The sequence below is a fragment of the Pseudomonas tolaasii NCPPB 2192 genome (assembly GCF_002813445.1).
Lineage (GTDB): Bacteria > Pseudomonadota > Gammaproteobacteria > Pseudomonadales > Pseudomonadaceae > Aquipseudomonas > Aquipseudomonas tolaasii.
This window is the reverse complement of the sequence record NZ_PHHD01000001.1, coordinates 5039609-5061632: the sequence shown is the minus strand read 5'-3', so window position 1 is coordinate 5061632 and position 22024 is coordinate 5039609. Positions and strand designations below refer to the sequence as shown.

16 protein-coding genes are annotated in these 22024 nt (G+C 60.5%); 7 read left to right on the top strand and 9 right to left on the bottom strand.

The window, feature by feature from the left end:
* The first annotated feature begins 114 nt into the window (after positions 1-114).
* Positions 115-3564, top strand: a complete 3450-nt coding sequence (locus tag ATI14_RS23245; RefSeq protein WP_130886704.1) for a hypothetical protein — start codon at positions 115-117, stop codon at positions 3562-3564.
* A gap of 306 nt (positions 3565-3870) precedes the next feature.
* On the top strand, positions 3871-7542 hold the full coding sequence (locus ATI14_RS23240) for a hypothetical protein (RefSeq protein WP_231124373.1): 3672 nt from the start codon (positions 3871-3873) through the stop codon (positions 7540-7542).
* A gap of 53 nt (positions 7543-7595) precedes the next feature.
* On the opposite strand, the gene efeO (ATI14_RS23235) is transcribed toward ATI14_RS23240, so the two are convergent.
* The 4 genes from efeO (ATI14_RS23235) to efeU are packed head-to-tail and all read right to left on the bottom strand — an operon-like array spanning position 7596 to position 11823.
* Entirely contained in the window at positions 7596-8414 is an 819-nt protein-coding gene (gene efeO / locus ATI14_RS23235; RefSeq protein ID WP_016973977.1) for an iron uptake system protein EfeO, read from the bottom strand.
* Between the two features lie 31 nt (positions 8415-8445).
* On the bottom strand, positions 8446-9750 hold the full coding sequence (gene efeB, locus ATI14_RS23230) for an iron uptake transporter deferrochelatase/peroxidase subunit (RefSeq protein WP_031320369.1): 1305 nt from the start codon (positions 9748-9750) through the stop codon (positions 8446-8448).
* A 14-nt stretch (positions 9751-9764) separates the two neighbouring features.
* A complete protein-coding gene (efeO, locus tag ATI14_RS23225) occupies positions 9765-10967 on the bottom strand; it encodes an iron uptake system protein EfeO (protein ID WP_016973979.1) in 1203 nt (400 codons plus the stop codon).
* Between the two features lie 10 nt (positions 10968-10977).
* Positions 10978-11823: an iron uptake transporter permease EfeU gene (gene efeU, locus ATI14_RS23220; RefSeq protein ID WP_016973980.1), complete on the bottom strand. Its 846-nt coding sequence runs from the start codon at positions 11821-11823 to the stop codon at positions 10978-10980.
* 166 nt (positions 11824-11989) lie between these two features.
* On the opposite strand from efeU, the gene ATI14_RS23215 reads away from it, so the two are divergent.
* On the top strand, positions 11990-13006 hold the full coding sequence (locus tag ATI14_RS23215) for an AraC family transcriptional regulator (protein ID WP_016973981.1): 1017 nt from the start codon (positions 11990-11992) through the stop codon (positions 13004-13006).
* Between the two features lie 264 nt (positions 13007-13270).
* Here ATI14_RS23215 and ATI14_RS23210 read toward each other — a convergent pair whose 3' ends face one another.
* Entirely contained in the window at positions 13271-13651 is a 381-nt protein-coding gene (locus ATI14_RS23210) for a RidA family protein (RefSeq protein ID WP_016973982.1), read from the bottom strand.
* A gap of 72 nt (positions 13652-13723) precedes the next feature.
* Positions 13724-14992 (bottom strand): beta-ketoacyl-ACP synthase II, encoded by a 1269-nt coding sequence (gene fabF / locus ATI14_RS23205; RefSeq protein ID WP_080520551.1) that lies wholly within the window; start codon positions 14990-14992, stop codon positions 13724-13726.
* A gap of 107 nt (positions 14993-15099) precedes the next feature.
* Between fabF and ATI14_RS23200 the strand changes: the two genes are divergently transcribed.
* Positions 15100-15582, top strand: a complete 483-nt coding sequence (locus tag ATI14_RS23200; protein ID WP_080520550.1) for a winged helix-turn-helix transcriptional regulator — start codon at positions 15100-15102, stop codon at positions 15580-15582.
* On the opposite strand, the gene ATI14_RS23195 is transcribed toward ATI14_RS23200, so the two are convergent.
* Positions 15583-16905 (bottom strand): OprD family porin, encoded by a 1323-nt coding sequence (locus tag ATI14_RS23195; protein WP_016973984.1) that lies wholly within the window; start codon positions 16903-16905, stop codon positions 15583-15585. It abuts the gene before it with no gap.
* A 386-nt stretch (positions 16906-17291) separates the two neighbouring features.
* On the opposite strand from ATI14_RS23195, the gene ATI14_RS23190 reads away from it, so the two are divergent.
* Positions 17292-18239 (top strand): LysR family transcriptional regulator, encoded by a 948-nt coding sequence (locus ATI14_RS23190; RefSeq protein WP_231124372.1) that lies wholly within the window; start codon positions 17292-17294, stop codon positions 18237-18239.
* Here ATI14_RS23190 and ATI14_RS23185 read toward each other — a convergent pair.
* Positions 18224-18997 carry an SDR family NAD(P)-dependent oxidoreductase gene (locus tag ATI14_RS23185; RefSeq protein ID WP_016973986.1) on the bottom strand — a complete coding sequence of 258 codons (774 nt, stop codon included), beginning with the start codon at positions 18995-18997 and terminating at the stop codon, positions 18224-18226. The genes ATI14_RS23190 and ATI14_RS23185 overlap by 16 nt on opposite strands.
* 220 nt (positions 18998-19217) lie before the next feature.
* Between ATI14_RS23185 and ATI14_RS23180 the strand changes: the two genes are divergently transcribed.
* Positions 19218-20114, top strand: coding sequence for an AraC family transcriptional regulator (locus ATI14_RS23180; protein ID WP_016973987.1), 897 nt, complete (start codon positions 19218-19220; stop codon positions 20112-20114).
* 163 nt (positions 20115-20277) lie between these two features.
* Entirely contained in the window at positions 20278-21033 is a 756-nt protein-coding gene (locus tag ATI14_RS23175; protein WP_016973988.1) for an SDR family NAD(P)-dependent oxidoreductase, read from the top strand.
* Between the two features lie 110 nt (positions 21034-21143).
* Here the strand turns inward: ATI14_RS23175 and ATI14_RS23170 are convergent, their stop codons facing one another.
* Complete coding sequence (locus ATI14_RS23170) at positions 21144-22013, bottom strand: isocitrate lyase/PEP mutase family protein (RefSeq protein ID WP_016973989.1); 870 nt, start codon at positions 22011-22013, stop codon at positions 21144-21146.
* Positions 22014-22024: the final 11 nt, after the last annotated feature.

The window sequence follows — 22024 nt, the reverse complement described above, 5'->3', positions numbered from 1 at the left end:
AAGGCTTGGGATATTCCCTACGCCGCCGTCAAAAACGGCGGCTTAAGGTTGTCCTGGCTGCTTTGCCGTGCAAAGCCGTTGCTTTAATTGTCCAAACTCAGTGGGAGAGTCGTCATGCCTGTTTCCGGCATCAGTGCTTCCAGGACGTTTAATCAAAAGGACTTTATCGACCCGCAGGCATCACACACGCCTGCATCGCAATCCGCTGCTCGCGTCAGGCGCAGCACCGCGCAAGACGCATCAAACCAGGAGAAAAGGTCCGGCTGGACCTTTCTCCCTCAATCATCACGCCGCAATAGCCTGGCACCACTGGGCGACCGCGAGTTGCAAGACGCCATGCGCGGGGCGGCTTTGGGCGGAACGGCGGACAAGCGCGTGCAGGTGCCTGACAGGTCCAGCATTTATCCCGTCTTTGACGCCTATCGCAGTGCAATCAACAGTCCCGAAGCTAGAGCCTGGTTCGCCCGGCAAGGCATGGACATGTCCACTGTCGTGGTTAAACCCGGTTCAGTGTCCGGCAACGTGACGCGTGACGGTGTCACACGCCTGGAGACGTTTACTGCCACGGATGCATCCGGCTGGTGGCGTATCAGCCCGCGGGTGAATGCCACTGCCGCTGCGCTGGATGTGGAAGGCAAGGGGTTGCCCTACCTCAGTGACGACAGCGATGTGTTTTCGCGCAACATGATTTTGCGCTGGTACGGGGTAAAACCACCCACCCACGATGGCGACCTGGGGCGGGTGCGCAACGAGCTGGGCATATCAGACTGGTTCACGCTGCCGGCGAACACCAAAGCAGAGTTGGCGAAACGAATAGAGACAGCCAGAACCGCTGTCGACAGCATTGACCAGCGCTCGATCCTCGCCACTCAGTTGGAAGCGCTCCTGGGTAGCAAGCCCGACGATGAAGTGCTGGTGCTCAGCGGGGTGATGGTGCCCATCGGCAGCACGTCAGCGCTCGCCAGTGGCGGCGCGACCGAGGCCTCGCTGAGCGCTGTACTGCAATCGCTTGGCCTGCCACTGCCCGAGACTGCAGCGCAATTGCGCAATGTCCTGCGCTGGCTCCATGCTGGTCTTCCACCCGCGCCGGCTTTGGGCAATTACGCACAATTGATTTCAAACCCATGGGCGCCGGGCGTCCTGTCCAATGCCGACAAGGCGTATCTGGCTGGGTTGACCCAGGTAGACCCTAATCACAAAAATCCTTCGCGTGACCTTTTCTCCGGGGGGATTCTCGATTCAAAGACCCCGGAAGAGCTGCGCGATCGGGCGGAGTTTTTTATCAGCCAGGCACTCAGCCGGGCCCGCCCGCAGGCCGTTTGGGAGCACATTGCACTCAACCGGCACTTTCGGGGGGCATCGGGCACTACCGGCTACTCATCGCAGGAGCTGATGCAGTGGGCGATCGCCGCGATCCTGCTGCAGATTGACCCCGAAGCTCCCGGGACACCGGGTACTGTCGCCGGCTATGACGTCTATTCGCCCGCCAACACCGGGCGTTCGCTGGCCCAGGTTCGTGAGGATATCGAGGCGCACCTGCGGCGCAAACTCGGTAACGATGCCAAGGCTGCACCGTTGGTGGCCCATCTGTTCCTGGCCAGTGCGGCCCCCGAATTTCTGGTCCGGGGTGTTCCCGCCAATTTGCGAATAGGTTCCAGGGAATGGGCAGACCTGCGTCTGGGAGTGACCTTTGCCGAGCGGCAAGGGGGAGCGGGGTGTTCTCGCGGGATGCGCTATGCGCAGGTCATGGCACTCAGCCGTCTGGACGCGCGCAATCCGCAAGAGGCCGCGTTGCTGGATAACTACGGCGTCAACGTATTGCTCGATTGGGGGCTGATGCAGGGGCTCTACACCAAACCGGCAGGGGGGCTGTACACACCGCAGCAGCATCAGCAGGCTGCCGGCGCCTTCGACGCGCAGCGTAGAGACCTCATTCAGGCCCTGAGTGCATTCAAGGCACCGTTGCCGACGCGGCGCGACCTCGCGACCGACTATCTGCAAACAGTATTTCCCGACTTGAATATTGCACAGCTGCAAGCACTGAGAGTGTCCATCGCTGACCCGGACGAGCGACGTAATATGAAACTCTCGGAGCCAAGAACCCGCTCCCTGATTGAGACCTACATGAGTGGCGACCTGACCGCAGGCCGTTGGATGCTGCTGGCACCGGGCGAGCAGGTCCCCCAACCGCCTGCGCCGAAAACACCCTATGGCGCTAAACCGAAGCTAAGCAGGTCTGACCAGGCAGCCGTCGACCAAAACGTCAAGGCGTTGAATGCCAGGATCGCTCGACTGCCGGATGTACAAGCGCTGCTGGCTGGAAAAGTCGACACCTACCTGGCTAACCTCAAGCAGGGTTTGAGCACCACTACCCGCCAGCTGTTTGCAAATCTGCCCCTGGAAGATCGCCAGGCGCTGGAATGGGGCGATGTCGAACTGTTTGCCTTGCGCAGCGAGGTCGACAACGTGCCGACCGTGGAGCAGACGGGCCAGCAGGTTGAGGAGCGAAAAGGGCGCAAGGGCACCCTGGTACGCAGTGAGTACAAGGGGATCGTGCGTTATTTCGAGGTGTTCCCGGACAAGATGCTGATCGTGAAACGCGAGGATCTGCCCGCTAGGCTCAAGCTTGGGGGCACACTCGAGGATGGCCTGACCACCTACGGACGCTGGGCACCCTCCGTCACGCAGCTACAGAAAGGTTCGCAAGAGCCGTTTGATTTTACGGCGTACAGCGCTGATTCAGTGCCCAGACCCGGAGTGAAGTCCGATGGCGTCATCATCGAGAAACTGGGCGCTACCCTAACGGGCGTTGCGCCCGTGCAACAGGGCGACGCATCGGCCCTTGTGCCCGACAGTTTTTCTTCAGAACGATCCGTCGCGATTGTCGACCGGATCATGCAAGGCAATTTTGTTCACCACCGCGATACCGTGCTGGCGGCTTCCAGGGGCGCGTTGGGGCTGGAGCAACAACGTGAAGTATTGCGGCGAAATGACGGCATTCTGCTGGGCATGATTCCGTTCGTCGGTGCAATCATGGAACTGGCCAAGGGCAACATTGTTGAGGGCACTCGTGGGCTGATTATCGACACGGTGGGCGCTTTTGTGGGGGGCGCAGGTTCCGGCGTCAGTACCTTGCTCAAGTCCACGAAAGTGGTGGCCCCGTTCGGCTCGAAAGTCTTTCGTGTTTTGGAAAAAGGCGTGGCGGCTGTGAGCGGTTTTCTAAATCCACTGGATGGCAGCGCTGACCTGCTCGCCCTCGGGGCGAAAGGAGTGTTTGTGGTGCCCAAGCTTCTGAGCAAGACGCCCCGATCGTCAGTGTTGACGGCGCTGGGAGGCGTGGAGGAAAAGCTGCGCACTTACCTCGGTGTGGAAGCGGGGCTCAAGCAGATCAATGCTGACGTGGGCGGCCAACAGAGTCGAGGAACCTTTAGCGGGCTTATCAACGGCATCGGCGTCAATGCGTTGCACGTCGAAGGACAGTGGTATGCCACGCATCCTGAAACCGGCTTGCCGGTCGGCACACCGCTGGAGGGTGTGCGAGAGCTCGTTACAGCGGCGGCGTAAAGCGTCGCCCCGGGTCGGGTTTTCCTGGCCCGGATACTTTCGCCACGCCTTAAGTGTTTTCCTACGGCACCGCCTGGGGGGGTATTTGTAGGCTCTCGGTTGACGGGTCTCACGGAGGAGAACGCTCGCCCCTCCAACCGGTAAAGAGAAACCTCAATGTCGACAATCCTTGCAAAAGGGAACGGCGCAATTTTCAGTCAACCCCTGGTACCTCAAGCGTCCACAGCGCATTTGACCACCTGCGACATTCCCCTTTCCCCTCCCGCAGGGGGCTCTGAAAACCGGCCTCGCGTTCAGGCGCCTCACGTGCCTTCATTGCGTCAGTTATCCCTGGATCCGCCGGGTGGCCGGGCCAAACGTGATACGAGCAAAGCAGGCGCAGCGCCGTCTGACAAAGGCACCAGGCCCCCGCGCCGATACCCCGCCGCAGCGAACGCTGAAAAGGCGGACGCCAAATTGCAAAAAAACCTGATTCAGTGGCTGAAAACCGGGAGCGAAACGGGCAACACCGTTCCGGCCAAATCATCCATCGCTCCCTTCATCGAGCGGTATACCCAGGCCCTCAATGAGCCGACCTTGCAGGCATGGTTCAAGGCCCAGGCGCTCAAACCTTCGACGGTACGTGTGTTCAGCGATTGCGTGACCGGCATTGTGGTGCGCGATGGCAAAGAGATTTTCCAACGGTTGTCCACCACTGATGGTTCGGGCTGGGGCCTGGTCGGCAAGCACATCAGTGCTGCGCAGAGGGTGCTATCCCCGGATGACCGGGGGATACCCATCAATGCGGGGGTAACCCACAGCTTGATCCCGCGTGAAGTGATACTGAGCTTCTATGGCGTGAAGCCGCCCGCCAATGAACAGTCTGCGCCACAACTGGCCAAACAGCTCAAACAGCAGGGGTGGCCCGAGATCTCATCAGCGCAGCGCGACACGTGGGGGAGCCAATTCAAGCGGTTGCTCCAACAGCAGGCCGACAGTGCCGTACGCGCGCAAATAGTGGAACAGTTGCGACCACTGCTTGAAGGCAAGCCCGACAGTGAAGCTCTGCGCTTGCAACAGCAGAGCATGGCCGTCGAGCCCGGCTCAACCCTGGACCGGCGAAGCATCAAGCCGCGAAAGTTGTTTGTCGAATTTCTCGCATCGGCGCCGTTTCAGGCATTTCTGAAGAAAACCGGATTTGCCGAACCCGGCCGTCAATTCAGACTGTCGGCGGGCGATCTGCAAATGCGCAATGGCGCGGGCCAGTGGGTTTCTCTGCAGCGCGCTTTCGACGATGAGGTGGGTAAAGTCGGCGTCGCCGGCAGCGCAGACGAGAAAGCCGCAGCCAGCAAGATGAACGAAGATTTGGCGCAATTGGTAAAACTGAGCAAGAAAACCGGAAATGCTCTGTACACCACACGCACTTACGACGCGCGCCAGGTGCTGAAGTTGTACCTACCTGACGCCGTGAAAACCGTGGGCCAGTTGCGCGTGGCGCTGGAGTGGCTCGACATCCAATTGCCGTCGCCACCACTGGCCGGTGACTATGCCGCAATGACGCCCTATGTGCACAGCACACAGGCGCTCTCGGGCACGGCGCTTGAAACGCTTAAAGGCGCCTCGGGACCAGTGATGGCTCTGTTCAAGAATTTCACTGCGAAGGCCTCAGGGTTTGAGTCCTTTACGGATCCGGACAGCCAGTTCGCTGCATTTTTTGATTCGCCCCAGGCTATCGCACAAGCCGAAAGCCTCGCCAGGTCCCTCCAGTTGTATGCAGTCGCCGACGGCCAGACGCTTGCAAAAGCCGATCGTCATCAACTGCTGGCAGCGGCTCTCAAACTGAACGTTGATGCTACCTTGCCCGGCAAGCCCGGTACGGTTGCCGGTTACGGTTTATATCAGCCAGGCAACAAGGGGCGCACCCTTAAGGAAGTGCGTTCAGACGTGGAGAAACACCTTCAGGGCAAAGGTCTGGACGCCAGCGTTTCGTCATTGATGGCGCACTTGTTTCTGGCCCAATCGGCACCGGAGATGCTGATCAAAAAAGACCCGACAGTGCCAGCGGATACGGCTCAGTTACTCAATCAGGACCCGGAGAGCATCAAGGTCGGCTCCACCGGTTGGCTCAATCTGCGGCTGGGTTGTGCTTTGGTTGATTCTTTTGCGACCGCGGGCAGTTCACGCGCCATGAACTTTAAACACATCATGGCGCTCGCGCGGTTGAGTGCTACAGGCCCGGAGCAGGAAACCTTGATCAAACAATTGGCTGCCCAGCCGCTGTTGGATTGGGCCGTGATGGCGGGAGTGTTACCCGCGAGCCTGGATGGAAACTATTCTGCGGACAATTACGAGACCGCCGCGAAAGCGTTCACCGAGCGCGAAAATCAGACACAAAAGGCCTTCGCCACTTTAGTGAGTGGGTCGCCGACTCAGGCTGATCTGCTGGTCAAGGAGCTTGTGCGGCTGCTTCCGGAGATGACTGAGGATGAAATTCGCAACATAAAGCTGCAAAGGGAAAACCGTGCCGACGGGGTTGTTCTCGGTAATCAATTTTCGACACATTTCGATTCCCCCAAATCGCTGACGGATGTGATTTTGATGCTCCAGGCCGAGAGTGACTCGCAGCCTGGGCTGAGCGAAGACTGGGTGCGAGCCCTCAATCTCAAGATACCTTTTGCCACTCTCAAAGAGCGTCTGGAACGATTGCCCAGGATCGCGCCATTGGTTGCACCCGCGGTCGACCGCTATATCGCCGAAGCCAGAACTGCGCAGGCCACGGTTTTGAAGCAGATGATTGACCAACTGCCCTTGCAGGACCGTAAGGCGTTAGCGGCGGGGAAAATCGAATTTTTCAGCGTGCGCAAGGAAACCGGGGACGACCTGGAGGCTGACAGGGGGGCGGAGTCGAGTGTTGCCACGAAAATGGGGCGCCATGGCCTGTTGATGCGCTATGAGACGGGGGCGGTCGAGCCAAGAAATGGCTATTTCGAGGTTTTTCCAGGTTCCATGAAAATGGTCAAGCGAACGGACTTGCCCGAACAGTTGCCACTGGGTGGAAACATTGAGAACGGAAAGAAACCCTTTGGTCCCTTCGCCTATGTCAACGCCAAATTTCGTAGAGGCACGGAATTGCCCTTCGACTTTGAGGCTTATCACACCAGCGACGCACCGCGACCGGGGATGAAGTCCAAGGTCATCATTGAACGGCTGGGCAGCGCATTACCTGAAGCTCCCTCCATTTCACCGGAGCACACGCCTGACACGTTTGCTTCTTCCAGAACCGCACAGATTGTGGAAAGGCTTCAGGCCCACAGCTTTGTCGACGACCGTGAAGCGCGCATTGCCTACGCCAACGAGCCGTCGGCGCTGCATAAGCGCGAGCATCCCTTGGCGACGAGCAAGTTATTCACAACGGAAAATGCGCGTGCGCTACTCAGCCTGATTCCCTATGTAGGGGCAATTGCCGACTTGGTGGAGGGTAAAATAGAAGCCGGGGTGAAGGGGTTACTGATCGACCTTGCGTCTCTTGCCGCCACAGGCGGACTCTCGGCTTTCAAGGGAGTGGCGAAGGGGCTAAGAATGTTTATTCCCTTCAGCGGCAAACCCTTCAGCATGGCGGGTCTCAAAGGTGCGGGGGCATTTTTCCGGGGCCTGTTCAATCCGCTGGAGAGTGTTCCGGAGATCCTGCGGTCGGCCCCGAACGGCCTGAACGCGCTGAAAATGATCGCCAAGGGTCAGACGGTTCGTGTCGGCTCCAATATCTTTCTTCCGGTCAAAACGTTTGAGCAATGGCGATGGGCGCTGGGCGCGCGCGATACGCTGCTGGCAGGGGAAGGTCGATCACCCAGCCAATGGCCGGGCGCCCGGATGGGTGCCAGCGCAGATCGAGAGGTCTTGGCGGTTCAGAAGAATGGCGCGTGGTATGCCATCAACCCATTGAGCGGCAAACCCGAAGGGGCGCCACTGGAGCGGTTCACGCCTGAGGCGGGCGAGATGTGAAACCGCTGGCATTCGGGCGTCCTTGAGGGCCGTCCGAATGCCAGCGTGATGAATCAGTTCAAGCCCAGCTTGCCACGCAGTGTGGACAAGTCTTCAGCCAGGGTATTAACCGGGCCGACCAGCGCCTTGCGGTCGTTTTCCTTGACCTTGTCGTAGGTCTCATAGCCGCCATCCTTGGTCTTGTACTTGGCCAGGATTTTGTCGACGGTGGCGAAGTTCTTGTCGACCTTGGCCAGGAAGGCCTTGTCCTGCTTCTCGATCTGGCCACGGAACAGGTCGACGATTTTCTTCGCGCCGTCGATGTTGCCCTGGAAGTCGTACAGGTCGGTGTGGCTGTAGCGGTCTTCTTCACCGGAGATCTTGGTGGCGGCGACTTCTTCCAGCAGCGCTGCCGCGCCGCCCACGACTTTTTCAGGCGGGAAGGTCAGGCCGTCAACGCGGGTTTTCAGGTCGTTGACGTCGCTGTTGAGCTTGGCGGTCAGCGCTTCCAGACCTTTGGTGGTTTTCTCGGAGAACAGGGTGTATTCGATGCGGTGGAAACCGGTGAAGTCATCGGCCTTCACGCCTTTTTCGTGGTCGTCGACACGGGAGTCGATGGAGGCGTCGAGGTCGCTGAACAGCTCGGCGATTGGCTCGATGGACTCATAGTGCACACGGGTCGGCGCGTAGAGCTTTTGCGCGGTCGCCAGGTCGCCCTTGTTGATGGCGTCGGTGAAGGCTTTGGTCTGGGTGACCAGCTCGCCGATTTCTTCGGTCACGTAGATTTTGTAGTCCGAAACCGGGCCTACCAGGTCCAGCGGTGCGGTTTCGGCAAAGGCTGCCAGCGGCGAAAGGGTCATTAACAACGACAACGCAATAGTCGACTTCTTCATGGGACGGTTTCCGCTCTGAGGTTTGTTTTATTTAAGCTTTGGCAGTGGTTTGAGAGTGCGTTGCAGCGAGCAGCGTACGCCCGAGGAAATCCTTGGGCCCCGTGACTCCCGGCAAGGTGAAGAAGTACCCGCCGCCGACCGGCTTGAGGTATTCCTCCAGAGGCTCGCCGTTGAGCCGGGTTTGCACGCTGATAAAGCCTTTCTCCAGGTCAGCCTGGTAGCAGATGAACAGCAGCCCCATGTCCAGCTGACCGTTTTTGTTGACGCCGTTGGAGTAATTGAACGGCCGACGCAGAATCAGGTTGGCCTGGGTCTGCGGGGTACGCGGGTTGGCCAGCCGGATGTGGGCATCGAGCTTGGTCAACTTGCCTTCAGGGTCCTTGCTGTAGTCGGGAACCTGGGTTTCCTTGTCGCCATCCATCGGTGCGCCGGAAGGTTTGACGCGGCCGATGATGCTTTCCTGTTCTTGCAGCGGGGTACGGTCCCAGCGCTCGACAAAGTTGCGAATGATGCGCACGGCCTGGTAGCTGCCGTTCGCCGCCCAGGCTGGCTCGTCGCTGCCCGGCTGTACCCAGACAATCTGGTCCATCGCCTTGTCGTCGTTGGAGTTCGGGTTGGCCGAACCGTCACGGAAACCGAGGAAGTTACGCGCGCTTTGCGCCGGCTCACCCGGTTTGGCGGGGGCCTGTGGCGGCACGCTGCCTTCCTGTTTCCAGCGCACCAGCAGCAGGTCCGGAAGGTTCTTCACGATGTCGCGCAGGGCGTGAATGTTGGTGTCCGGGGTGTTGGACGAAAATTGCAGGCTCAGGTCGCCGTGGCACTGAGCCGGTTCCAGTGCATCGTTGGGAAAGCCGACCATGCGGCTCAGACGCTTGGGCTTGGCGGCGGTGAGGCCGAAACGCTCATCGAACAGTGACTCGCCGACCGACACGGTGATGGTCAGGTTGTCCGGCGTGACCACCGGGCCGAGGATGCCGGAATCGGTGGGCGGCAGTTTCGGGTCGACTTGCGGCACGGTGCCGCCGGTCATCAGAAAGCTGATGCGCTCGTTCAAGGTGCGGAACAGGCGCTCCAGGTCTTCACGGTCGCCTGCCAGCACGTCGAAGGCCACGATCATGCCGCACGCCGGGCGCGGGGTGACGATGCCGGTCTGATGCTTGCCGAAAAAGTCGTGGTGGTCCTGGGTTTTGTCACTGCGCGGCGCCGTGGTGACTTGCTCGGCCGCAGCCGCCATGGCCGGGCAGGTCAGGGTGCTGCCGGCAATCGCCGCGCCGGTAGCCGCCATGCCCAGCAGGACGCGGCGGCGCTGAAGGTTAAGCTGTTCTGAATCACTCATCTGTGCGGTCGTCTTCACTGCAGGCCGGAAAGGCCAAGGGCGGGGTCGATTCCATCGAGTGCAACGGCCAGAGCCTTGGCCTTGTCGGCGATCTGCTTGCGCTGATCGGCGGTAACGCTGTCATAAGCGCTGTAACTGTCATTGACCTTGAAGCCCGCGAGTTCGGCATCGAACGCGTTGAGGGCACTGTCGATTTTCGGCAGCAAATCGGCCGCCGATTTGGCCAGCAGCGGCCGCATCAGCTCGACCACTTTGTGGGCGGCTTCCAGGTTGGCGGCGAAGCCGTTCAGGTCGATGTGGCTGTAACGTTCCTCTTCACCGCTCGCCGCGCGCACGTCGGCCAGACTGTTGAGGTTGCGCACCACAATGCTCACCAGCTGCTCAGGTGGCAGAGACTGCGACAGCAGTTGTGTCTTGAGCGTGGTGACGTCGCTAACCAGGCGCTGGGCGACCGGGCTCAGGCCATCGAGGCTGCGTTGCTGGAACAGGCTGTATTCGATGCGGTGGAAACCGCTGAACGCCGGGTCCTGTTCGCGTTTTTCAAAGTAGTCGGCGCGGGCATTGATGGCGTTGTCCAGCTCGGCCAGTCGTTGCGATGCCGGTGCCAGTCGCTGATAGGCCTCGCGGGCCGGCACGTACAGCGCCTGAGCCTGGGCCAGGTCACCGGCGTCGATGGCTTGTTGCAGTGCGGTCGCAGCCTTGATCAGGGCGCCGCCCTGACTGCTCAGGTACACGCGAAATTCCGACAGCGGGCCGATAAACGCCACCATTGATGGCTTCGCCTTGGCCTGTGCATCGGATTCGGCGGTTGGCGTTACATGCAAGGTGCCGCGCGGGTTGCTCAACAGGCCGCAGGTGATCGCGTAATCGCCGGGCAACAGGTTGGCGTTGATCACCTGGCTGAGGCCCGGTGCGATGTTTTCGCGTTCTTCGATCACCAGCACGCCGTCGAGGATTTCCCATTCCACGGCGCGGTCGGAACGGTTGATGATGCGAAAGCTCGCGCGCCCGGCGGGCACGGTCAGCTCGTTGGGTTCGCAGGCATGGCCATGGATGGTCACCGCGATTTCGTTGTGGTTGGTCTGGCGCTTGGCGGCAGCCAGCTGCGAGGCGTAATAAAACAGCGCACCGGCGGCGATCATCACGACCACCGACCCGGCCACCGCCCAGCGCAGGGCGCGGGAAGGCGGTGCCGGTTGAGGGGTTGGGTTGGACAAGAGACGGTCCTTACTGGCTGGAAACGGAAGAGGTTTTGGCGACAGGCTTGGCGGGGGCCGAGGGCAGGAAGAACATCACCAAAGCCACCACCAGATAAATCAGATAAGCGCCCAGGGTGCTCACGGTCGGCGCCTCCTGGTAGCCGAACATACCGGCGAGCACTGAACCCAACGGGCTGTCCATTGGCAAAGCGGAGCTGAAGTCGAACAGCACGGTTTGCAGGTGGTTCCACACCCCGGCTTCATGCAGGGCCTGCACCGAGTTGGCGAGAATGCCGGCGGCCACCACAAGGATGAACAGGCCGGTCCAGCGGAAAAATGCGCCGAGGTTCAGGCGCATGCTGCCGGAATAGATCAGGAAACCCACGACGATGGCCAGAATCAGGCCGAGCAGGGCGCCAATCGGCGCGCCGGGGCCTTCACTTTGCTGGAACACGGCGAGCAGGAAGAACACGGTTTCCAAACCTTCACGGGCCACGGCGAAAAACACCATGGCGATCAGCGCGATCACCTGATGTTTGGAACCGGCCAGTGCATGGTCGAGGGATTCGTGCAAGGCATGCTTGATGGACCGCGCGACCTTGCGCATCCAGAACACCATGGAACTGAGAATGCCCACCGCCACCAGGCCGACCACGCCTTCAAACAGTTCCTGTTGTTTTTGCGGGAATTCCGCGCTGACCAGCTCAAGGCCGCCGCCGACCAGCAGGGCCAGGGCAGCGGCGAGGAAGACGCCGATCCACACGGCAGGCATCCATTGGCCGCGGCCGGTTTGTTGCAGATAACTGGCGATGATGCCAACGATCAATGCGGCTTCAATGCCTTCGCGCAACATGATTAAAAAGGGAACAAGCATTCGGCACCGCGTCGAGACTGTTAGGATGCTAATTTGTAACATAATGATACTCATTACTAAACAGCGAATATTGACCTTTGCTGAACTGCTGCTGAACGGTGGTGGCAAATCGCGACCGCCCTTATGATGCACGCCACGTTTCTGGATAGCGGAATAGCCAAATTTCATGGCGGAAAAAGACACCATTTCCATTCACCTGGTGCGTGAAGCCTTGTTGCAGAGCTGCGCGCCCGGCGCTGCGACACTTGAAGCCCTGAACAAGGCCGGTATCGATCCGGCGTTGCTCACGCAGCCCGATGGGCGAGTGCCGGCCACCACCTATGCACGCTTGTGGCGCTTGCTGGCAAGGCGTCTGGACGATGAGTTTTTCGGCATGGACCCGCGCAAGCTCAAGTCCGGCAGCTTTGAATTCCTGTGTCGTACCGCCATGGCGCAGCCGAACGTGGGTGCAAGCCTGGCAGCCGGCCTGCAGTTTTTGTCGTTGATGCTCGACCAGTTACCCGCGCAACTGGTGCGTCAGCAAAGCCTGGCGGAAATCGTGCTGTTGGAGCCCGAGGTTGCGCCACGACGCGCTTTTACCTACTTCGCCTACTGGATGATCGTGCACGGCGTGGCCTGCTGGCTGGCCGGACGGCGTATTCCGATCCTGGCGATTGAGCTGCGTTGCCCCCAGCCGAATTTTTGTGATGACTACCGGGTGATGTTTTCCGACAACCTGCGGTTTGATCGGCCGCGCACGCGGATGATCTTTTCGGCCGATTGCCTGGACCTGCCCGTCAAGCGCAGTGCCGAGGAGTTGAAGCGGTTTCTGGCCCATGCACCGGCCAACATTCTGGTGAAATACCGCGACCCGCAAAGCCTGGCGGCGCGGATCAAACACGATCTGCGGCAAATGCCTGCCGACACCTGGCCGGAAACCGAGGGGTTAGCGGCTTCCTTGTGCATCTCGGCCTCGACATTGCGCCGCCGGCTGGCGGAAGAAGGGCAGACTTATCAGGGGCTCAAGGACAGCGTGCGCAAGGAGTTGGCGATTGTGTGGCTCGCCGAACCCCAGATCAGCTTTGCCGAGATTGCAGCACGGTTGGGGTTTGCCGATGCGAGTTCGTTTTACAAGGCATTTCGCAAGTGGTCGGGGTCGAATCCTGGACATTACCGCAGCCTGATCTTGAACGAGGCCGGTTGAAGTTTTTGCAGCTGAGCGTTTCTGGGGGAGCTGGCTTGCCTGCGATGCACACACCGCGGAGTAATCCGGAACCCGGTCGATGCCATCGCAGGCAAGCCAGCTCCCACACTTGACCGCATTTCAACGGATGAACGCGGTCCCCTGTGGGAGCTGTCGAGCCCCGGCGAGGCTGCGATGGCGGCGGCATGGGCGAAATCTTTGTTGGCAATGCCACCGCCTTCGCAGGCAAGCCAGCTCCCACAATTGATTCAGGGTGACGAGGGGTCAGGCTTTGGCGGCCATGGCGGTGACTTCCACGCGCATGCCTTCGACCGCCAGCGCGGCCACGCCCACAGCGGCACGTACCGGCCACGGTTTGGCGAAAAAGCGCTTGTAAACTTCGTTGAACGCCGCACGGTCAGCCATGTCGGTGAGGTAGATGGTCAGGTGCATGACCCGGTCCATGGAGCTGCCGGCTTTCTCCAGCGCAACTTTCAGCGCTTGCAGGGTGCATTCGCTTTGCAGGGTGATATCGCCCAGTTCCAGGCTGCCATCGGCGCGGGTCGGCACTTGGGTCGAGACCAGGATGCCGTTGAAACCGATGACGTCGGAGGAAATGGAATCGGCATCCGGGTCGGGAGTGAAGGACAGGTCGTGGTTGGCCATGGGCGCCTCTTGTTGGCTAAAACGGAAAGGCGCCCATGGTCCCCGAAAATCACCTCAGGGGCAAACCACCGGTTAGGGCCAGCGCTTGAACAGCACGCTGGCATTCACCCCGCCAAACCCGAAGCCGTTGGACAGCGCGTATTCAATCGGCAAACGCCGCGCTTCACCGCGCAGCATGTCCAGCCCGTCGGCGAGGGCGTCCGGGTTGTCCAGGTTCAGCGTCACCGGGGCTATCTGATCGCGCAGGGCCAATACGGTGAAGATCGCCTCGATACCGCCCGCTGCACCGAGTAAATGGCCGGTGGCGGATTTGGTCGAGCTGATCGCCGGGGTGCCACTCGTGCCGAAGACACTCTTGATCGCCGCCAATTCGCCTTTGTCGCCCACTGGGGTGGACGTGGCATGGGCGTTCATGTAGTGCACGTGCGACGCTTCGATTCCGCCCTGGCGCAACGCTTGAACCATTGCCCGCCGTGCACCGTCGCCGTCTTCGGGGCCTGCGGTCATGTGATAGGCATCGGCGCTGGTGCCGTAACCCACCAGTTCGGCGATAGGTTGCGCGCCGCGTGCCAGGGCGTGTTCCAGTTCCTCAATCACCAGGATGCCCGCGCCTTCACCCATCACGAAACCGTCGCGCGCTTGATCAAACGGCCGTGAAGCGAGCTGCGGCGTTTCGTTGAAGTCACTCGACAACGCCCGCGCCGCCGCAAAACCGGCCAGGCTGACGCGGTGAATGGCCGCTTCCGCACCTCCGCACACGGCCACGTCGACTTCCCCGGCGCGGATCATCCGCGCCGCGTCGCCAATGGCCTGCACGCCCGCCGCACACGCAGTCACCGGCGCGCCCAGCGGGCCTTTCAAACCGTAGTTGATCGATACATGACCGGCGGCCATGTTGCTCAGAAACGACGGAATGGTAAACGGCGACAGGCGTCGCGGGCCTTTGCTGTCGGTGGTGCGCACGGCGTCGGCAATCGCCGGAAAACCGCCCACACCGGAGGCGATGATGGTCGCGGTGCGTTCCTGTTCCAAAGCGGTTTTCGGTGCCCAAGCGGCTTGTTTTAAGGCTTCATCCGCCGCAGCCAGGGCGAACAGAATGAAACGGTCCATTTTGCGCTGTTCCTTGGCGGCCAGCAGTCGGTCAGGATCGAAGCCGGCTTCAGGGTCTTGCGCCACGCTTTGGACCTGGCCGCCGATGCTCACGGCCAGGTCCCCGATCAATTCCTCAGGCAGCCGCCGAATCCCCGATTGCCCGTTCAGCAGACGTTGCCAGGTGGCTTCCACATTCGCCCCAAGTGGCGTCAATGCGCCCATGCCTGTCACGACGATACGTTTACTCATGATCAATCGACTCCTGTTGCGTTGAGGGATACACAGCGGTGGACGTCACTATCATCATGAAAGTAACATGGCGTCACACAACTTTGTAATCACCCACGGGAAGCCTTATGCAACGCAAGTCCCTCACCAGCGACGAATGCCCCATCGCCCGCAGCCTCGAACGGGTCGGCGAATGGTGGAGCATGTTGATCATGCGCGATGCGTTGCAGGGCCTGCGCCGCTTCGATGAGTTTTCCCGCAGCCTGGGCATCGCGCCGAACATGCTGACGAGACGTCTGAACGCCCTGGTTGAGGCCGGAATGCTGGAGCGCAGGCCATACAGCGAGCGCCCGCCGCGTTACGAATATGCGCCGACGGCCAGGGGCGAGGACTTCCGGATGGTGCTGATGGCGTTGGTGGCGTTTGGCAATCGGCATTTTGCCGAGGAGGGCGCCAGCGTCGAGTTGATCGATCACGAGACAGGCTGCGCCGTGCAGCCAATGCTGGCGAATGCCGAGGGGGAGGTGGTGACGCTGGACCGCTGCCGGTTGCAGGCCGGTCCAGCCGCCAGCGCGGGAATGCGCCAGCTGTTGGAGTCGGTGCCGCGGTGATTACAGCAGGGTGAAGGGGTAGTCGACGATCACCCGCAGCTCGTTGAGCTTGCCATCGCGCTGGTCGGCGTTGGATGAAACCATGGCGTCACGCAGGCGAAACGACAGGTTTTTCGCCGGGCCGCTCTGCAGCACGTATTTGGCTTCCACATCCGTTTCGTGGTGGTCGCCATCGGCGCCGTAATCGCCGGCATAGGCGCTGCCCACCGGGGTATGCGTGCCGTTGATGTCGGTGCCGTTGACATAACGGGTCATGAAACTCAGGCCCGGCACGCCGTAGCTCGCCATGTTCAGGTCATAGCGAATGCCCCACGACTGCTCGCCCGGGCCGTTGAAGTCGCCCCACTGGATCGAGTTGGCCAGGAATACCGAGTCGCCACCTTCACCCGCGCCGTTGTTGCCGGTGCCGATATAGTCGAACGGCGTGTCGCCGTGCACTTTCTGGAACGACAGCGTCAGCGTGTGCGCCTGCAGGAATGAGTAGGCCGCCGCCAGCGAGTAGGTGGTGTTATTGATCGCCCCGGCCTTGGCGCTGCCGGTATCCAGGGTGCGGTACAGGTTGCCGTCCAGAGCCAGCGACTGGTCATGGCCCAGCGGCAGCACATAGTTGAGGTTGGTGTAGTACTGGCGCCAGATGTCTTCCAGCTCGCCCGCGTACACCGTGGCGCTCAGGGACGGCGTGAAGGTGTATTTGCCGCCGATGAAGCTAGCGCTGTTGGCGGCCACGTTGGCGTACGTCGCGTAAATGTCGTGGTCATGGTTGCTGGTCATGCCGCTGTTGGTGCTGGTGAAGTGCCCGGCTTCCAGGTCCAGGCCGGCGATCTCGCTGCTGGTCAGGTCAAAACCGGTGGCCGTCTGCGGCAAAATGCGCGTGCCGCCGGTGGCGAATACCGGTGCGGTGGGCTGCATGTCACCGAACTTCAACTGGGTTTTGGAAATCTTGATTTTCACCGCTGCGCCCACAGAGCCGTAACCGTCTTTGGGGTCGCCATTGCGGTTGGTCGGCAGTTCGCCGGTGTTGTTGTCTTCATGGGTGGCGTCGAGTTTCATGGCGCCGTAGGCGTAGGCGTCCACGCCAAAACCGATGGTGCCCTGGGTGAAGCCCGAGGCGTAGTTGAGCATCGCGCCCTGGGTCCAGTCGCGGTTGTCGGCCTTGCCGCTTTGGCGGTCGCGATCAAAGTAGTAGTTGCGCAGCAGCCCGGTGACGCTGCTGCCTTCGATGAAACCCTTGGAATCGGCCTGATCGGAAACCGATTCGGCGAGGGCGACCTGGCTGATACCGGCGCACATTGCCAGCGTTAACAGGCTCAACTGTTTGATCATGTTTTTACTTCCCCGGAATAATTAACGCGCGCACAGAAACACCGCACTTTATTTGGTCAATGCATAGGATTTTATGGGCAGGGTTTGAAGTGGGACGTTGCCGTTTTTATTGTGTTCGACGTGTTTGCCGAAGCTGATTCTAAGCACAGTTTGCGCGGGGTGCAGCGATGAAACCGATTAAACTCGATTAATTAAACTTCACGTTCTTTAATATCTGGCAGGCGTAGCGTTGCTCCTGTCTTAGCCGCTCTGCTTCGACAAAAACCTTTGGTTTGCCGCCGCAGGCTCTGCGGCGGATTTTTTTGTGAACGCGATTTTTGTGCCCAGGGTTAGTTGAACTAATTTATGCTGGCGTCCCTGTTTGGACAGTTGATTCGAGACGCCCCATGAGCATGAAAACCACGCTGCCCGAGGCCATCCCCGGCGCTCGCCCGGTGCATTTGCCGGCGTTGGTCGCCTTCGAGTGCGTGGCGCGGCACATGAACTTCGCGCGCGCCGCAGCCGAGCTTGAAGTCACGCCCACGGCCATGTCCAAAACCATCAAGCAGTTGGAGGCGCAACTGGGCGTACGCTTGTTCAACCGCACCACTCGCAGCGTGGCGCTGACCGAATCCGGCAACCAGTTGCTCGACACGCTGGCGCCGGCGTTGGAGCAGATCCGCTTTTCGGTGCAACAGGTCCACGATACCGCGACGCGGCCTTACGGCGAGCTGAAGATCAACAGTTCCTACGTTGCCTACGCCTCGCTGATCGAGCCGCACGTACCGGCGTTTCTCGCGCTCTACCCGGACATCACCCTGGACATTTCTCTCGACAATGGCCTGAGCGACATCATCGGTGAGGGCTTTGACGCCGGGGTGCGTCTGGGCCAGGCCTTGCAGCGCGACATGATCGCCGTGCCGCTGGGCACTTCACAGCCGATGGTGGTGGTTGGAACGCCGCAGTATCTGGCGCAATCCGCGCCGCTGAACACACCTGAAGACTTGCTCAAACACGAATGTATCCGCCAGCGTCTGAGCCGTCGCGGGCCGTTCATGGATTGGAGCTTTCGCATCGGCAAAGCCAATGTCGAGATCGAGGTGAAAGGGCGCCTGGTGCTGGATGAAATGCGCACCACCTTGTCGGCGGCGCAATTGGGCTGCGGCCTGGCCATGGTGTTCCGGCCTTTTGCCGCGAAGGAAATCGCCAGCGGCCAGTTGGTGGCCCTGTTGGAAAAATACGCGGCGCCCGCCGAGACCTTCCACCTGTACTACGCCAACCGTGCGCAAATGCCCGGAAAGCTCCGGGCATTTATCGACTTCTTTCAAGCCCGCAACCGTCAGGCCACCGAGTAACCGCCATCGGCGAGCAGGGCGTGGCCCGACACGTAGCTTGAATCCTCCGAACCCAGGAAGGCCACCACCGTCGCCATCTCTTCAGCCGTGCCAAACCGGCTGGCCGGTGTGCCGGCTGCAAACGCGTGTTGAGCCTCAACCGATGGCCAGATTCCGCGATGGTGGAACGGCGTTTCAATCAGCCCGGGGCACAGCGCATTGACCCGTACGCCGTGTTTGAACCACTCGATGGACGCGGTTTTCGTCATGCCGACCACCGCGTGCTTGGTGCCGATGTACAGCGCCGCCGTGTCGAAACCGATCACGCCGCCCATGGAGGCATTGTTGATGATGCTGCCGAAACCCTGTTCCAGCATGACCCTGGCTTCGTACTTCATGCAGTTGAATACCCCGCGCACATTGGGCTCGAATACCAGGTCGAAACGCGCGTTGTCCTGCTCGACCAGAGGCGCGAACACACCTTCGGTGCCTGCATTGTTGAAGGCAATATCGAGTTGGCCGTAGGTGGCCACGGCGAATTGAACCATGGCGATGATGTCGGCTTCTTGGGTCACATCGACCACGATGGACGAGGCGATGCCGCCGCTGGCGGTGATCTCGGCGACCACCTCGTCGAGTTCACTCTGGCGGCGCGCCGCTGCGACGATTTTGGCGCCGCGCCTGGCAAGCACAAGGGCGGCGGCGCGGCCGATGCCGGAACTGGCGCCAGTGATCAGCGCGACTTTGCTTTCAAGTTGGCGGGCAGTGGATGAGGTCATTTGGAACTCCGTTTGTGTGCGGCGCAAGGCGGTATGCTCGCGCTGTGGGCACAGGTTACGGCGACGGATTACCGCTGATAATCCACGCAAAAGTCACAGAGTTATGTGCCTGTAGTTCACTATCGGCATGGGCTTCGAACACCACACTGGCGACCTTCACATGAGGTGGCGTAACCTCAACCGTGCCATCCCTCCCGAATCGCGCGTTGACAGAGAACCCATGACTGCCACCTTGCTTGACACGGTTCGCCGCTACATTGAGGCCCACGCGGATACCACCGGCATCGCCCGGACGCCAGTGCCCGGCTTGACGACGATTCGCTCCACCACCCCCAGCGGTCTGGTGCATTCCATGCCCAACCCGTTGATCTGCCTGGTGCTTCAAGGTGCCAAGCAAGTGACGCTGGGCACCCAGACGTTTACCTTCCAGGCCGGGGATTCGCTGCTGATCACCGCCGACGTGCCGACGGTGAGTCAGGTGATGCATGCCAGCCCTGAGGTGCCCTACCTGTCGATCGTACTGGACCTTGATCCAGCAGTGATTGCCGAGCTTTCGCTGCAGATAAAGCCGCAAACCGCCTCGGGCGGCATGCCCGTAAAAGCCGCGGAACGTACCGACGCTCACGTGGTGGATGCGGCACTGCGCTTGATGCGAATCCTGGATTTTCCGGATTCCGGTCCCGTGCTTCACACGCAGTTGGTGCGTGAGTTGCACTATTGGCTGCTGGTGGGCCGTCATGGCGCCGCGATCCGTCAGCTCGGCTGTGTCGAAGGCCAGGCGCAACGCATTGCACGGGCCGTCGCGGTGCTGCGGGCCGACTTCAAACGGCCGTTGCCCGTGAATCAATTGGCAGCCACTGCGGGCATGAGTCCGTCGTCATTCCATCGGCATTTTCGTGCGATCACTTCGTTGTCGCCCCTGCAATTCCAAAAAAACCTGCGATTGATCGAAGCGCGTCGAATGATGATGGCCGAGGGGGCGTCGGCCAGTAGCGCGGCGTTCAATGTCGGGTATGAGAGCGTGTCGCAGTTCAACCGCGAATACGCCCGCATGTTCGGCCTGCCGCCGATCAAGGATGTGGACGCCGCGAAGGGGTGGACGAAGGCGTCCGCCTGATGTACGGGTAGAGAACACACTGATTGTGGCGAGCAGGCTTGCCCTGCTTTGGGCTGCTCGGCACGACAGTTGGGAGGATTGAGCAAACACTCTCCAGTTTCCGGCAACGTCTTTCCCTGTACACCTTCCTATCATGGCCTGACACCCACTGAGGAGTTTTGCCATGACCCGGATCACACTCGTCACCGGCGCCAGCCGTGGCCTCGGTCGCAATACCGCTCTAAGCATTGCCCGCCATGGCGGGGATGTGATCATCACGTATCAGCGCAGTGCGGCAGAGGCGCAGGCGGTGGTTGCCGACATCCAGGCGCTGGGCCGCAAAGCCGTGGCCTTGCAGCTTGATACCGGCAACGTCGCAAGCTTTGCCGCATTCGCCAGCGGCTTGCGCTCAGCGCTGCGTGACATCTGGCAGCGTGAATGTTTTGACCACTTGGTAAACAACGCTGGCCACGGCGACTACGCTCTGATCGAGCAGACCACCGAAGCACAGTTCGACGGCCTGGTGAACGTGCATCTCAAGGGCGTGTATTTCCTGACCCAGACCCTGCTGCCACTGATTGTCGACGGCGGCCGTATCGTCAACCTGTCCAGCGGGCTTACCCGCGTGTCGTTCCCGGGTTACGCGGCGTATGCCGCGGTCAAGGCGGCCGTTGAAGTGCTGTCGATCTACATGGCCAAAGAATTCGGCAGTCGTGGAATCGCGGTGAATACCGTGGCGCCAGGGGCCATAGAGACCGACTTTGGCGGCGGTGCGGTGCGCGATAACCCTGACGTGAACAGGATCTTTGCAGACATGACCGCTCTGGGCCGCGCCGGTGTACCGGACGACATCGGCCCGATGATTGCCAGCCTGTTGTCTGCCGACAACCGTTGGGTCAACGCCCAGCGCATTGAAGTGTCCGGCGGCCAGGGCATCTGAACGAACATCCCGCAAGACTCAACGAGGTTGTACCCATGTTTGTTCACGGTTTGACGCTGGCCTGAAAGACAAACACCTCCTTTGCGGAGGTGTTTGTGTGGGGCGGGCTTTTACTCTTTGACGTCCATGAACTCTTCGGCCCAGGCGACGTAGTTTTCAGGCCGCGTGTAGGTGTGCGTCAACTCTGTTGCGCCAAGATTGGAGGTGCTGTGAGTCAGTTTGCGCTGGGCGCGCAGGCTGTCGTACGTGGCCTTGATCGACGCAAAGTAGGCGCCATGACCTGCCACCACAATGCGCACGCCGAGTTTGGCCAGACGCTCGCTGTCATTGAGTTTCGGATTGCCGTAGGTGACCAGCATCAGTGGCACGGTGAGGTTTTCGGCGATCTGTTCCAGGTGGTCGAAGTCTTTGACGCCTACCATGCAGATGCCGTCGGCACCGGCTTTTTCGTAAGCCTGGGTGCGCTCGATCACTTCTTCGGTGGGCAATACACCGGCGTTGGTACGGGCGATGATCGACAGCTCGGGATCGACGCGTGCTTCCAGGGCCGCCTTGACCTTGCCGATACCTTCCTGGATGGAGATCAGGTCGGTGGATTTACGTCCAAATTGCGCAGGCAGCAGGGTGTCTTCAATGGTCAGCGCTGCCACACCGGCGCGCTCCAGCTCTTCGACGGTGCGCATCACGTTCAGGGCGTTGCCGTAGCCGTGGTCGGCGTCGGCAATGAACGGCAACTGCGCGACTCGCCCGATACGGGTGGCCTGCTCGACGAACTCACTCAAGGTAATCAGCGCGAAATCGGGGGCCGCAAGTACCTGCAAGGATGCGACGGAACCACCGAGGATGCCGACTTCAAAGCCAAGGTCAGCAGCGATGCGCGCGGACATGGGGTCAAAGACGGAGGCGGTTTCTACGCAGATGGGCTTTGCAAGCAGTTCACGGAAATTGCGGCGCAATGCTGAGTGAGAGATTTTCGGCATGTTCTTTCCTG